General features: G+C 60.8%; 11 protein-coding genes. All 11 read left to right on the top strand.

The annotated features are described in order from the left end of the window. The first annotated feature begins 12 nt into the window (after positions 1-12). The 11 genes from hutH (at position 13) to JUI81_RS06225 (ending at position 14,526) form a co-directional block, all read left to right on the top strand. Positions 13-1,551 carry a histidine ammonia-lyase gene (hutH, locus tag JUI81_RS06275; RefSeq protein WP_204123943.1) on the top strand — a complete coding sequence of 513 codons (1,539 nt, stop codon included), beginning with the start codon at positions 13-15 and terminating at the stop codon, positions 1,549-1,551. An 82-nt stretch (positions 1,552-1,633) separates the two neighbouring features. Further along, a complete protein-coding gene (locus tag JUI81_RS06270) occupies positions 1,634-3,043 on the top strand; it encodes an amino acid permease (protein ID WP_028939607.1) in 1,410 nt (469 codons plus the stop codon). Between the two features lie 17 nt (positions 3,044-3,060). After that, positions 3,061-4,266 carry an imidazolonepropionase gene (gene hutI, locus JUI81_RS06265; RefSeq protein ID WP_018929177.1) on the top strand — a complete coding sequence of 402 codons (1,206 nt, stop codon included), beginning with the start codon at positions 3,061-3,063 and terminating at the stop codon, positions 4,264-4,266. A gap of 10 nt (positions 4,267-4,276) precedes the next feature. Then, positions 4,277-5,080 (top strand): N-formylglutamate deformylase, encoded by an 804-nt coding sequence (gene hutG / locus JUI81_RS06260; RefSeq protein ID WP_018929176.1) that lies wholly within the window; start codon positions 4,277-4,279, stop codon positions 5,078-5,080. 327 nt (positions 5,081-5,407) lie between these two features. Beyond that, positions 5,408-6,355, top strand: a complete 948-nt coding sequence (locus JUI81_RS06255; protein ID WP_096481379.1) for a choline ABC transporter substrate-binding protein — start codon at positions 5,408-5,410, stop codon at positions 6,353-6,355. Then, a complete protein-coding gene (locus JUI81_RS06250; protein ID WP_204123942.1) occupies positions 6,355-7,275 on the top strand; it encodes an alpha/beta hydrolase in 921 nt (306 codons plus the stop codon). Before JUI81_RS06255 ends, JUI81_RS06250 begins: the two co-directional genes overlap by 1 nt. Positions 7,276-7,403: 128 nt before the next feature. Beyond that, on the top strand, positions 7,404-8,375 hold the full coding sequence (gene pip, locus JUI81_RS06245) for a prolyl aminopeptidase (protein ID WP_018929173.1): 972 nt from the start codon (positions 7,404-7,406) through the stop codon (positions 8,373-8,375). Continuing rightward, complete coding sequence (gene dtd / locus JUI81_RS06240; protein ID WP_018929172.1) at positions 8,372-8,809, top strand: D-aminoacyl-tRNA deacylase; 438 nt, start codon at positions 8,372-8,374, stop codon at positions 8,807-8,809. Before pip ends, dtd begins: the two co-directional genes overlap by 4 nt. Before the next feature lie 321 nt (positions 8,810-9,130). Continuing rightward, positions 9,131-10,936, top strand: coding sequence for a glucan biosynthesis protein G (locus tag JUI81_RS06235; protein WP_019581832.1), 1,806 nt, complete (start codon positions 9,131-9,133; stop codon positions 10,934-10,936). Further along, on the top strand, positions 10,929-13,499 hold the full coding sequence (gene mdoH / locus JUI81_RS06230; RefSeq protein WP_019581833.1) for a glucans biosynthesis glucosyltransferase MdoH: 2,571 nt from the start codon (positions 10,929-10,931) through the stop codon (positions 13,497-13,499). The genes JUI81_RS06235 and mdoH overlap by 8 nt, the downstream gene beginning before the upstream one ends. Before the next feature lie 229 nt (positions 13,500-13,728). Continuing rightward, positions 13,729-14,526, top strand: a complete 798-nt coding sequence (locus JUI81_RS06225; RefSeq protein WP_026286648.1) for a transporter substrate-binding domain-containing protein — start codon at positions 13,729-13,731, stop codon at positions 14,524-14,526. Positions 14,527-14,637: the final 111 nt, after the last annotated feature.

The following is a 14,637-nucleotide window of genomic DNA, read 5'->3' as shown; positions in this document are numbered from 1 at the left end:
CTCAAAAGGAGAATGAATGTGACTGCGCTTAATTTGATTCCCGGCCAACTGAGCCTTGCCCAACTGCGTGATGTGTATCAGCAACCGGTCAAAATCACCCTCGACGAAAGCGCTTCGGCGCAAATCGAAGCCAGCGTTGCCTGCGTGGAACAGATCCTCGCCGAGAACCGCACCGCGTATGGCATTAACACCGGTTTCGGCCTGCTGGCCTCGACCCGCATCGCCAGCGAAGACCTGGAAAACCTCCAGCGCTCGCTGGTGCTGTCCCATGCCGCCGGTGTCGGCGAGCCGATCAGCGACGCCCTGGTGCGACTGGTCATGGTGCTCAAGGTCAACAGCCTGAGCCGTGGTTTCTCCGGTATTCGTCGTCAGGTGATCGACGCACTGATCGCGCTGATCAATGCCGAGGTTTACCCGCATATTCCTCTGAAAGGTTCGGTTGGTGCCTCCGGCGATTTGGCGCCACTGGCCCACATGTCGCTGGTGCTGCTGGGCGAAGGCAAGGCGCGCTACAAAGGCGAATGGCTGCCCGCCACCGAAGCGCTGAAAGTCGCCGGTCTGACGCCGCTGACCCTGGCAGCGAAAGAAGGCCTGGCGCTGCTCAACGGCACTCAGGTGTCCACCGCCTACGCCCTGCGTGGCCTGTTCGAAGGTGAAGATCTGTTCGCCGGCGCCCTGGCCCTTGGCGGCCTGACGGTCGAAGCGGTACTGGGCTCGCGCTCGCCATTCGACGCGCGTATTCATGCCGCTCGCGGCCAGAAAGGCCAGATCGACGCCGCTGCTGCTTACCGCGATTTGCTGGGCGAGCGCAGTGAAGTGTCCGACTCGCACGAGAACTGCGAAAAGGTCCAGGACCCATACTCCCTGCGCTGCCAGCCGCAAGTCATGGGCGCCTGCCTGACCCAGTTCCGTCAGGCCGCCGAAGTGCTCGCCATCGAAGCCAACGCCGTATCGGACAACCCATTGGTGTTCGCCGCTGAAGGCGACGTGATCTCCGGCGGTAACTTCCACGCCGAGCCGGTGGCCATGGCTGCCGACAACATGGCCTTGGCCATTGCCGAAATCGGCTCCCTGAGCGAACGCCGCATCTCGCTGATGATGGACAAGCACATGTCGCAACTGCCGCCGTTCCTGGTGGCCAATGGCGGCGTGAACTCCGGCTTCATGATCGCTCAAGTAACGGCTGCGGCACTGGCCAGCGAGAACAAGGCGCTGTCCCATCCGCATTCGGTGGACAGCCTGCCGACTTCCGCCAACCAGGAAGACCACGTGTCCATGGCGCCGGCTGCCGGCAAGCGTCTGTGGGAAATGGCCGAGAACACTCGCGGGATTCTCGCGGTGGAATGGTTGGCGGCGGCCCAGGGTCTGGATCTGCGCGACGGTCTGAAAACCTCGCCAAAACTGGAAAAAGCCCGCGCGATCCTGCGTGCTGAAGTGCCGTTCTATGAGAAGGACCGCTTCTTTGCGCCGGACATCAATGCGGCCAGTGAGTTGTTGGCTACGCGTTGCCTGAATGGCCTGGTGATGGCGAAGTTGCTGCCTAGCCTGTAATAGCTCCTTCTCTGATGATCATTCCCACGCGGAGCGTGGGAATGATCATTTAGCGTCGAATAAGAATAATTAAGGACGAGAAATGCAACAGCCAGCAAAAGGTTTGAAACGCGGGCTCTCTGCCCGACATATTCGCTTCATGGCACTGGGGTCGGCGATCGGCACCGGGCTGTTTTACGGTTCTGCCTCGGCCATTCAAATGGCCGGCCCCGCGGTCCTGCTCGCTTACCTGATTGGTGGCGCGGCGGTGTTCATGGTCATGCGCGCCCTTGGCGAGATGGCGGTGCATAACCCGGTGGCCGGTTCTTTCGGCCAGTACGCCAGCACCTATCTGGGGCCAATGGCGGGCTTTATCCTCGGTTGGACCTACGCATTTGAAATGGTCATTGTCGGTATGGCCGACGTGACCGCATTCGGCATTTACATGGGTTTCTGGTTTCCGGAAGTCTCCCGCTGGATCTGGGTGCTGGGCATCGTTTCGGTGGTCGGCGGCTTGAACCTGTGCAACGTCAAAGTCTTCGGCGAAATGGAGTTCTGGTTGTCGCTGCTCAAGGTCGCGGCCATCGTCGCGATGATCCTCGGCGGTTTCGGCATCATGCTGTTCGGCATCAGCAATGCGCCCGGTGCCCAGGCGACCGATATCAGCAACCTCTGGACCCAGGGCGGCTTCATGCCCAATGGCGTGGGCGGCTTGATCGCCTCGTTTGCGGTGGTGATGTTTGCCTTTGGCGGTATTGAAATCATCGGCGTTACCGCCGGTGAAGCCAAAGACCCGCAGCATGTGCTGCCTCGCGCGATCAATGCCGTACCGTTGCGAATCCTGCTGTTCTACGTGCTGACGATGCTGGTGCTGATGTCGATCTTCCCGTGGCAGCAGATCGGCAGCCAAGGCAGCCCGTTCGTGCAGATTTTCGACAACCTGGGGATCAGCTCGGCGGCGACCATCCTCAACATCGTGGTGATCTCGGCGGCGGTGTCGGCCATCAACAGTGACATCTTCGGCGCGGGCCGCATGATGTATGGCCTGGCTCAGCAAGGGCACGCACCGAAAGGCTTCGCTCGCTTGTCGCGCAATGGCGTGCCGTGGTTGACGGTGATGGTGATGAGTTGTGCTCTGCTGCTGGGTGTGTTGCTGAACTACCTGATCCCGGAAAACGTGTTTCTGTTGATCGCCTCCATCGCGACGTTTGCCACGGTGTGGGTCTGGCTGATGATTCTGTTCACCCAGGTGGCCATGCGTCGCTCCATGAGTGCCGAGCAGGTCGCGCAATTGAAATTCCCGGTGCCGTTCTGGCCCTATGCGCCGATGGCGGCGATTGCCTTCATGCTGTTCATCTTCGGCGTGCTGGGTTATTTCCCGGATACCCAGGCGGCGTTGATCGTCGGCGTGGTCTGGATTGTGTTGCTGGTGCTGGCCTACCTGACGTGGGTCAAGCCGGCGGCAGGGAAGGCGGTACTGGTTGAGCAGGAACCCATTTTTTCTCATCGATAACCTAACGGAGGCCAAGGATGAAAACGCTCTGGCAACACTGCCACGTCGCAACCATGGCGCAAGGCGTCTACTCGATCATCGAGGATGCGGCCATCGTGACGTCCGGTGCGCACATTGAGTGGATCGGCCCACGCGCCGAACTGCCGGCCGGCGAGTACCCGGCCGTCAATGACTTGAGCGGGGCCTGGGTCACTCCGGGCCTGATCGACTGCCACACCCACACAGTGTTCGGCGGCAACCGCAGCGGCGAATTCGAGCAGCGCCTGCAAGGCGTCAGCTACGCGGAAATCGCCGCTGCCGGCGGCGGCATTGCCAGCACCGTGCGCGCCACCCGCGCCGCCAGCGAAGATGAGCTGTTCGCCAGCGCCGCCAAGCGTCTGAAAAGCCTGATGCGTGATGGCGTGACCACCGTCGAAATGAAATCCGGCTACGGCCTGGACCTGGCCAGCGAACGCAAGATCCTGCGGGTGATCCGCCGTCTCGGCGCCGAGCTACCCGTCAGCGTGCGCAGCACGTGCCTGGCGGCCCACGCCTTGCCGCCGGAATACACCGACCGCGCCGACGCCTACATCGATCACATCTGCAGCGAAATGCTCCCGGCCCTGGCGGCCGAAGGGCTGGTGGATGCGGTAGACGCGTTCTGTGAATACCTGGCGTTTTCGCCAGAGCAGGTCGAGCGGGTGTTCGTCGCCGCGCAGAACCTCGGCTTACCGGTGAAGCTGCACGCCGAGCAATTGTCATCGCTGCACGGTTCGAGCCTGGCGGCGCGTTACCACGCACTGTCCGCCGATCATCTGGAATTCATGACCGAAGACGACGCCATCGCCATGGCCAAGTCCGGCACCGTCGCGGTATTACTGCCCGGTGCGTTTTACTTCCTGCGGGAAACCCAATTGCCACCGATGGAAGCCCTGCGCAAACACGGGGTGAAAATCGCCATCGCCAGCGACCTCAACCCGGGCACCTCGCCGGCGTTGTCGTTGCGCTTGATGCTGAACATGGCCTGCACCTGTTTCCGCATGACTCCGGAAGAGGCACTGGCGGGCGCGACTATTCATGCCGCCACCGCGTTGGGCATGGGCCAAACCCACGGTTCGCTGGAAGCCGGCAAGGTCGCAGACTTCGTCGCCTGGCAAATCGATCGTCCGGCCGACCTGTCGTACTGGCTGGGCGGCGACCTGGAAAAACGCGTCGTGCGTCACGGCGTTGAATCAAATCTGTAGGAGAGCGGTTGTGGATAAGGTTCTGAACTTCAAACAAGGCCGCGTGCCGCTGCTGATCAGCATGCCCCACGCCGGCCTGCGCCTGACCCCGACGGTGGAAGCGGGGTTGATCCCTGACGCGAAAAGCCTGCCGGACACCGATTGGCATATCCCCAGGCTTTATGAATTCGCCGCCGAACTGGGCGCCAGCACCCTGGCGGCCGAGTACTCGCGGTTTGTCATCGACCTGAATCGGCCGTCCGACGACAAGCCTTTATATGTCGGCGCCACCACCGGTCTGTATCCGGCGACGCTGTTCGATGGCGTGCCGTTGTTCCGCGAAGGGCTGGAGCCGTCGGCTGCAGAGCGGGCGACGTATCTGGAGCAGATCTGGACGCCGTACCACCGCACCTTGCAGGAAGAGCTGGCGCGGCTGAAAGCCGAGTTCGGCTACGCGCTGCTGTTCGACGCGCACTCGATCCGCTCGGTGATCCCGCACCTGTTCGACGGCAAGCTGCCGGACTTCAACCTCGGCACCTTCAACGGCGCCAGCTGCGATCCACAGTTGGCCACACAGCTGGAAGCGATCTGCGCGAAGCACACCGATTACAGCCATGTGCTGAACGGTCGCTTCAAGGGCGGTCACATCACCCGGCATTATGGCAATCCGGCCGAGAACATTCATGCCGTGCAACTGGAGTTGGGCCAGTGCACGTATATGGAAGAGTTCCAGCCGTTCCGTTATCGCCCGGATCTGGCGGAACCGACTCAGGTGGTGCTCAGGGAGTTGCTGCAAGGGTTGTTGGCGTGGGGCGAAAAGCATTACAGCGCGTAACCCTGTGGCGAACGGGCCTTTGTGGCGAGGGAGCTTGTCGGATCGCCGCACCGTCCCGCTCGGCGGCGAAGCCGTCGTAAACCCGGTTGGTCGGGCGTATCTGATGAAGCTCGGTTGAATGGTTTGGGGGCTGCTTCGCAACCCAGCGGGAGCAAGCTCCCTCGCCACAGATTAGTGTTCGCCTTGGTAGCGCATCAGGACAGTCGCCACCGTGCAAAACACGGTCGCCACAGGTCACTTTTGCCGACTCGGCGCTGCGTAACGTTGTGGGCACGGTGCACGAAGACACCGGGCCCACAATAATCTGCTGCCGAGCGAGCCTTCCCGATGAAACGACTGTTCAACCGCTGTCTGTTAATCCTCACCGGCACTGCTCTTCTGAGCACCAGCGTTTTCGCCAACGACCCCGCTGCCTGCAAGACCGTGCGCATGGGCGTGGTCAACTGGACCGACGTCATTGCCACCAGCGGCATGGCCGATGTGCTGCTTAATGGCCTTGGCTATGAAAGCAAGCAAACCAGCGCCGTACAGCAAATCATCTTCGCCGGCATCCGCGACAAACGCCTCGATATCTTCCTCGGTTACTGGAAACCGGCGATGGACAAGAACATCGCCCCGTTCGTCGCTGCCAATCAAGTGAAGGTCATGGACAAACCGAGCCTGGCCGACGCCCAGGCAACGCTCGCGGTACCTGATTACGTCGCCGCCGCCGGCCTGAAAACCTTCGCTGACATCGCCAGGTTCAAGGATCAGTTGGGCGGCAAAATCTACGGCATCGAGCCGGGCAGCGGTGCCAACACCACCATCAAAACCATGATCGAGACCAACCGCTTCGGTTTGAAGGACTTCAAGCTGATCGAGTCCGGTGAGGCCGGGATGCTCGCCGCCGTGCAGCGGGCGGTCAATCGCAAGGAGTTCGTGGTGTTCGTCGGCTGGACCCCGCATCCGATGAACATCAACATGAACATCGCCTACCTGACCGGCAGCGAAGACGTCTATGGCCCGAACGAAGGCGCGGCGACCGTTTCCACCGTGACCGCGCCGGACTATGCCGAGCGTTGCCCGAACGTGAACCGTCTATTGGAAAACCTGACCTTCACCGCTGCCCAGGAAAGCCAGTTGATGGTGCCGATCATGGAGCGCAAGACGCCGCAGGATGTCGCCAAACAGTGGCTGCGTGATCATCCCGAAGACCTTCAGCGCTGGCTGGCGGGTGTCAGCAGTTTCGATGGCAAGGATGGCGTGGCGACCGTTCAGGCCAGTTTGAAACCCTGATGGCCGCGTATCCGATCTCTGCGCAGATGTCGGCATTCGTCGAGAAAACCCTCAGCTTCAACAGCACTGACAGCAGCCTCGCCGGTATGCGTCAGGCCTACAGCGAGATGTGCCGGGCGTTTACCCCGCCACATCCCGCGGGGCTTGAGGTGGTCGATCTAGAGTTGGCGGGAGTCGCGGTGCGCGCCTGGCAACCACCGGTTCCGCCGCCGACCAACGGTTGGCCCTGCATTGTGTATCTGCATGGCGGCGGTTGGGTGGTAGGGGATCTGGATTCCCACGACTTCATCTGCGCCGAACTGGCATCGGTGCTCGGTGTGTTGGTGATCGCCGTCGATTATCGGCTGGCGCCGGAGCATCCGTTTCCGGCGGCGTTCGATGATTGCCTGGGTGTTTGGCAAGCGCTGCAAACGGGGCCGTTTCAGCTCGACCCGGCGCGGACGCTGGTGGCCGGCGACAGCGCTGGCGGCAACCTTGCCGCTGCGTTGTGTCTGGCCTTGCGCGATGCCGGCGAACCGGGGCCTTGCGCACAGGTTCTGATCTATCCGGGCCTGGGCGGCGATCACCGGTTGCCATCACGCAGCGAATGCGCCGACGCGCCATTGCTGGGTAGCAGCGATCTGGATTGTTATCACGCGCTGTACTTGGGGGGGATCCGTCAGCCAACGGCCTATGCGATGCCCTTGCTCGCCAACGATTTCAGCGGCCTGCCGCCGGCGTTGATCGCCGTGGCGCAGTTCGATCCATTGCGTGACGACGGCGTGCTTTACGCCGGGCGACTCAACGCCGCCGGCGTGAGCGCAATGCTTTATTACGGTCAGGGGCTGGTTCACGGTTGTTTGCGGGCGCGGGGGCAGGTTGCCGAGGTCGACCGACTCTATGAAACCCTGCTCGGCTATTTGGCAGACAAGACGGGCTGAGAAGACGGTCTGACAAACGCTGACGCTGCGAGGGGCATGCTCATTGAAGTAATTCGGGTTTATGATGCCGGACGGCAGAATAATAGAAGTCCCTACAGGGATGACCTCGACCCCTTACGGAGCGCGCAATGCAGACTTTGTACCCGCAGATCAAACCCCACGCCCGGCACGATCTGGCCGTCGATAAAACCCATACGCTGTATGTCGACGAAAGCGGTTCACCGGAAGGTTTGCCGGTAGTGTTCATTCACGGCGGCCCTGGCGCCGGGTGTGATGCGCAGAGCCGCCGGTATTTCGATCCGAACCTGTATCGCATCGTCACCTTCGACCAGCGCGGTTGCGGTCGCTCCACGCCCCACGCCAGCCTTGAGAACAACACCACCTGGGATCTGGTCGCCGACCTCGAGCGGATTCGCAAGCACTTGGGCATCGACAAATGGGTGCTGTTCGGCGGTTCCTGGGGTTCGACCCTGGCCCTGGCTTACGCGCAAACCCACCCGGAGCGCGTGCACGGTCTGATTCTGCGCGGGATTTTTCTCTGCCGTCCCCAGGAAATCGAGTGGTTCTACCAGTGTGGCGCCAGTCGCCTGTTCCCCGATTACTGGCAGGACTACATCGCGCCGATCCCGCTGGACGAGCGCGACGACTTGCTCACGGCATTCCACAAACGCCTGGTCGGCAACGACCAGATCGCCCAGATGCACGCGGCCAAGGCCTGGTCCATCTGGGAAGGCCGCACCGCGACCCTGCGTCCGAACCCGCTGGTGGTCGATCGTTTCTCCGAACCCCAGCGTGCGTTGTCCATCGCCCGCATCGAATGCCACTACTTCACCAACAACGCTTTCCTTGAGCCGAACCAGCTGATCCGCGACATGGGCAAGATCGCCCATTTGCCCGGCGTCATCGTCCATGGTCGCTATGACGTGATCTGCCCGCTGGACAACGCCTGGGAACTGCATCAAGCCTGGCCGAACAGCGAATTGCAGGTGATCCGCGACGCCGGCCATGCGGCGTCCGAACCGGGGATCACCGATGCATTGGTACGCGCCGCCGATCAGATGGCCCGTCGCTTGCTCGACCTGTCGCCTGACGAAGCATGAAGGCCTTGCTGCAACGCGTGCGCGGCGCGCGAGTCGAGGTCGCGGGAGAGGTGGTTGGTGCGATAGATCAGGGGTTGCTGGTGCTGGTGGCGGTCGAACCCGACGACACGCAGGCCAGCGCCGACAAACTTCTGCATAAACTGCTTAACTATCGAGTATTCAGTGATGCCGAGGGCAAGATGAATCTGTCCTTGGCTGACGTGGACGGCGGGTTGTTGCTGGTCTCGCAGTTCACCCTGGCCGCCGATACCAAAAACGGGTTGCGTCCGAGTTTTTCGACTGCAGCCCCTCCGGCCTTGGGCGAGGCGCTGTTCGACTATCTATTGGGCAAAGCGAAACAGGTGCATGGCACTGTGGCATCAGGTAGATTCGGCGCGGATATGCAGGTGCACCTGGTCAATGATGGCCCGGTAACCTTCCTGTTACAGACGTGAAAGCGCTTGAAACATGTTTTTAAGGGCATTTCGGCTGAAAACAGAGGCTTTTCCCGATAAATACTTGCTTCCCCCTGATGCGTTGTAACGCGGCCTACTAGATAATCGCGCGCTACGGGGATCAGCGTTCGTTGGTCCATTTTGACTTAGGTAGAGACTTGTCCGCGGCCTGTTGGGGAATCATTTTGCCCCATGGGAGTCGGAACAATGCTCGCCAACTTGGCAAGAGTGGTCCGCAGGGTCGGTTTTTTTCCACCGTACACCGTGCTGGCACTTTAACTGGCCGTTGGTTTTTTGATCTGTTTTCGGCGAGGGTTGCTCGTGATTGTTAGTCCCTGTAATGCACCAAAATTGTCTGCCAAACGGTTTCGAAATGCTCTGGTAGCGGGCTCTGCACTGCTCTGCCTGTTCAGCGCCGGCCAGCTTTGGGCATTCAATCTGGATGACGTATCGGTCAAGGCAAAAGAGCTGGCCGGGCAAAAATACGAAGCCCCGCGCAGTAACCTGCCGAATGAATTTCGTGAGATGAAATTCGCGGATTATCAAAAAATTCGCTTCCTCACCGAAAAAGCCGAGTGGGCTAACCAGAAAACCCCATTCAAGCTGTCGTTCTATCACCAGGGCATGCACTTCGATACGCCGGTGAAAATCAACGAAATCACGGCCAACGCCGTCGAAGAGATCAAATACGACCCAAGTCGTTTCGATTTCGGCGATATGAAGTTCGATCCTAAAGCCACTGAGAAGCTGGGTTATGCCGGTTTCCGTGTGCTCTACCCGATCAACAAGGCCGACAAGCAAGACGAAATCATGACCATGCTCGGCGCGAGTTATTTCCGCGTCGTCGGCAAGGGCCACACCTATGGCCTGTCCGCTCGCGGCATGGCCATCGATACCGCCTTGCCGTCCGGCGAAGAGTTCCCGCGTTTCACCGAGTTCTGGATTCAGCAGCCGAAGCCGGGCGACAAGCACCTGGTGATCTTCGCCCTGCTGGACTCGCCGCGCGCCACCGGTGCCTATCGCCTGACCCTGCGTCCGGGCAGCGACACGGTCGTCGACGTCAAGGCCAAGATGTTCCTGCGTGACAAGGTCACCAAACTTGGCGTTGCGCCGCTGACCAGCATGTTCCTGTTCGGCGCCAACCAGCCGTCGAAAGTGCTGAACTACCGTCGCGAACTGCACGACTCCAGCGGTCTGTCGATCCATGCCGGCAACGGCGAATGGATCTGGCGCCCATTGAACAACCCGAAACACCTGGCCGTGAGCAACTTCTCGATCGAGAACCCGCGCGGTTTCGGCTTGCTGCAGCGTGGTCGTGACTTCAGCCACTACGAAGACCTCGATGACCGCTACGACAAGCGCCCAAGCGCCTGGATCGAGCCGAAAGGCGATTGGGGCAAGGGCTCCGTCGATCTAGTGGAGATTCCTACCGCTGACGAAACCAACGACAATATCGTTGCTTTCTGGAGCCCGGAAAAACTGCCAGAGCCTGGCCAGCCCCTGGACGTCGCCTATCGCATGCACTGGACCATCGACGAAGCCGCCCTGCATTCGGCGGACAGCGCCTGGGTCCAACAGACCCTGCGTTCCACGGGTGATGTGAAGCAGTCGAACCTGATTCGTCAGCCGGACGGCAGCGTGGCCTACCTGGTGGATTTCCAGGGTCCGTCCCTGCAAGACTTGCCGGAAGATGCCGAAGTGCGCAGTCAGGTGAGCGTTGGCGACAACGCGGAACTGGTCGAGAACAGCGTCCGTTACAACCCTGAAACCAAGGGCTGGCGCCTGACCCTGCGGATGAAGATCAAGGATCCGAACAAGTCCACCGAAATGCGTGCAGCACTGGTCAAGACCATCACGCCTGCCGAGACGATCAAGACCACGGCGCCAGCGTCCAGCTCTTCCGTTGCCAAGGCCGACAAGATCGCCGCCAAGCAGCAGGAGAAGAAGGACAAGGAGGCCAAGCAAGCTGAAGCGCAAGCCCAGCAAGTCAAGGACACCAAGGACAAGGACAACAAAGACGCCAAGCAGCCTGTCGCTGCCGAAGCGGCCCCTGCCACACCGGAATCGGCACCGACTGAACAAGTCCTGACCGAGACCTGGAGCTATCAGTTGCCCGCCGATGAGTAATTCACAAGTACAGCCACAAACGCTTGCCGAGTACCTGGCGCATTTGCCGATGACCGACGAGCAGCGCGCGGAACTCGCGGGCTGCAAGTCTTTCAGTGAACTGCACGAACGTCTGTCGTCCCAGGCGTTCGACGCGCCGACCGATGCCGCCCAGGCATCGGTCGGGCGGCGCCTGACCCTGAACACCGCCGAAGAACTGGCGGATGCGCAAATGCTGGGGCTCGACGCCAGTGGTCGGGTTTGCCTCAAGGCAGCCCCGCCGATCCGTCGGACCAAAGTCGTTCCGGAGCCATGGCGCACCAATATTCTGGTGCGTGGCTGGCGTCGGCTGACCGGTCGCACCAATCCGCCGCAGCCGCCGAAAGACGAGAACGTGCTGCCGGCGGCTCGCTGGCGCACCGTCGGTTCGATCCGCCGCTATATTCTGCTGGTGCTGATGCTCGGTCAGACGATCGTCGCCGGCTGGTACATGAAAGGCATCATGCCGTACCAGGGCTGGTCGTTCGTCGATCTTGAAGAAGTCCTGCACCAACCGCTTCTGCAAACCGCGGCCCAAGTGCTGCCTTACGCGTTGCAAACCAGCATCCTGATTCTGTTCGGGATTCTGTTCTGTTGGGTGTCGGCCGGTTTCTGGACCGCGCTGATGGGCTTCCTCGAGTTGATCACCGGTCGCGACAAGTACCGCATTTCCGGCGCCAGCGCCGGCAACGAGCCGATCGCCAAGGACGCACGCACCGCATTGGTGATGCCGATCTGCAACGAAGACGTGCCGCGGGTGTTCGCCGGTTTGCGGGCGACCTTCGAGTCGGTTGCAGCCTCGGGTAACCTGGATCGCTTCGACTTTTTCGTGCTCAGCGACAGTAACGACGCCGATATCTGCGTCGCCGAACAGCAGGCCTGGCTGGACGTCTGCCGTGAAGCCAAGGGCTTCGGCAAGATCTTCTACCGCCGCCGTCGTCGTCGTGTAAAACGTAAAAGCGGCAACCTCGACGACTTCTGCCGTCGTTGGGGCGGTGACTACAAGTACATGGTCGTGCTCGACGCCGACAGCGTAATGAGTGGCGAATGCCTGAGCAGCCTGGTGCGCCTGATGGAAGCCACGCCGGACGCCGGGATCATCCAGACCGCGCCGCGTGCGTCGGGCATGGACACCCTTTATGCGCGTATGCAGCAGTTCGCCACCCGTGTGTACGGTCCACTGTTCACCGCTGGCCTGCACTTCTGGCAGTTGGGCGAATCCCACTACTGGGGCCACAACGCGATCATCCGCATGAAGCCGTTCATCGAGCACTGCGCCCTGGCGCCGTTGCCCGGTAAAGGCGCGTTCGCCGGTGCGATTCTGTCCCACGACTTCGTTGAAGCGGCGCTGATGCGCCGTGCCGGCTGGGGCGTGTGGATTGCCTATGACTTGCCGGGCAGCTACGAAGAACTGCCACCGAACCTGCTGGACGAACTCAAGCGTGACCGTCGCTGGTGCCACGGCAACCTGATGAACTTCCGGCTGTTCCTGGTCAAAGGCATGCACCCGGTACACCGCGCGGTGTTCCTGACAGGCGTGATGTCTTACCTGTCGGCGCCGTTGTGGTTCTTCTTCCTCGTGCTGTCGACGGCCCTGCTGGCGACCAACACGCTGATGGAGCCGCAGTACTTCCTGGAGCCGCGCCAGCTCTATCCGCTGTGGCCACAATGGCACCCGGACAAGGCGATCGCGCTGTTCTCGACGACCATCGTGCTGTTGTTCCTGCCGAAGTTGCTGAGCATCATCCTGATCTGGGCCAAGGGCGCGAAAGAGTTCGGTGGCAAGTTCAAGGTGACGCTGTCGATGCTGCTGGAGATGTTGTTCTCCATGCTGCTGGCGCCGGTGCGGATGATTTTTCACACCCGTTTCGTGCTCGCCGCGTTCCTCGGCTGGGCCGCGACCTGGAACTCGCCGCAACGTGACGACGACTCCACGCCTTGGAGCGAGGCGGTCAAGCGCCACGGTCCGCAAACCGTGCTGGGCTTCTTCTGGGCGCTGTTGGTGATCTGGCTGAACCCGAGCTTCCTCTGGTGGCTGGTGCCGATCGTCGGTTCGCTGATGCTGTCGATTCCGGTGTCGGTGATCTCCAGTCGTGTCGGCCTGGGCCTGAAATCCCGTGACGAGAGCCTGTTCCTGATTCCTGAGGAATACAATCCGCCGCAGGCATTGCTGGCGACCGATCAGTACACCCACGAAAACCGCTGGCATGCACTGCATGACGGCTTCGTCCGGTCGGTGGTCGATCCACAGCAGAACGCGTTGGCGTGTGCGCTGGCGACGTCTCGTCACCGTCAGGCCGAGCCGATCGAATGGCTGCGTATCGAGCGGGTTCGCCATGCGATGAAGGTCGGGCCTGAAGGGCTGACCAACAACGAGCGAGTGGCCCTGCTGAGCGATCCGGTGGCACTGGGTCGCTTGCATGAGCAAGTCTGGAGCGAAGGCCATGCCGAGTGGCTGCAGGCCTGGCGCACTTCGGTGGATGCCGATCCTCATGCGCCGCTGTTGCCGCTCAAGCCGTTGAGCGTGCAGCCTCAGTTGGCATAATGAAAAACCCCGCGAGAGCGGGGTTTTTTTTGTGCTGATGATCGTTCCGTGTTCTGCGTGGGAACGATCAAACAAATCTCCTTCAACCCCTTGTGCAAACGGCCGAGTGCGTTAGCATCCGTCCCCGAATTGGTGCGCCCGGACAACTTTCTGTTCGTATCTGCCGGTTTCCCAAAGGAAACCTGCCGTTTGCGTGCCTCACAATGCGATGGGTTTTGGGGACTTGAAGATGAAGAAGTATCTGTCGATGCTGCTGGTCGGCGTCACGGCATTGGTTGCAGTCAGCGCGGCGCAGGCCGGTGCCATCGATGACGCGGTCAAGCGCGGCACGCTGAAAGTCGGCATGGACCCGACCTACATGCCGTTCGAAATGACCAACAAGCGCGGCGAAATCATCGGCTTCGAAGTCGACATCCTCAAAGCCATGGCCAAGGCCATGGGCGTCAAGCTGGAAATGGTATCCACCGGCTACGACGGCATCATCCCGGCCCTGCTGACCGACAAGTTCGACATGATCGGCAGTGGCATGACCCTGACCCAGGAACGCAACCTGCGCCTGAACTTCAGCGAGCCCTTCATCGTGGTCGGCCAGACGCTGCTGATCCGCAAGGAGCTGGAAGGCACCATCAAGTCCTATAAAGACCTGAATACCGCCGACTACCGCATCACCTCCAAGCTCGGCACCACCGGCGAGATGGTCGCCAAAAAACTCATTTCCAAAGCCAAGTACCACGGCTACGACAACGAGCAGGAAGCAGTGCTCGACGTGGTCAACGGCAAGGCTGACGCCTTCATCTACGACGCGCCTTACAACGTCGTGGCGGTGAATAAGGTCGGCAACGGCAAACTGCTGTTCCTCGACAAGCCGTTTACCTATGAGCCTCTGGCTTTCGGCCTGAAGAAGGGCGACTACGACAGCCTCAACTTCATCAACAACTTCCTGCACCAGATCCACGAAGACGGCACCTACGATCGCATCCATGACAAGTGGTTTAAAGACACCGCTTGGCTCAAGGATATGGAGTAACACTCGGTCAGATAGATCGAGTCGCCCCCTTCGCGGGCAAGCCTCGCTCCTACAGGCGGGATTGGAGTAATCCCAATCTTGCGCAAACGCGATCCCTTGTAGGAGCGAGGC

The sequence above is a fragment of the Pseudomonas sp. 008 genome, assembly GCF_016861935.1.
Lineage (GTDB): Bacteria > Pseudomonadota > Gammaproteobacteria > Pseudomonadales > Pseudomonadaceae > Aquipseudomonas.
The sequence above is the reverse complement of the archived record's forward strand: the minus strand, read 5'-3'. Positions and strand labels throughout refer to the sequence as shown.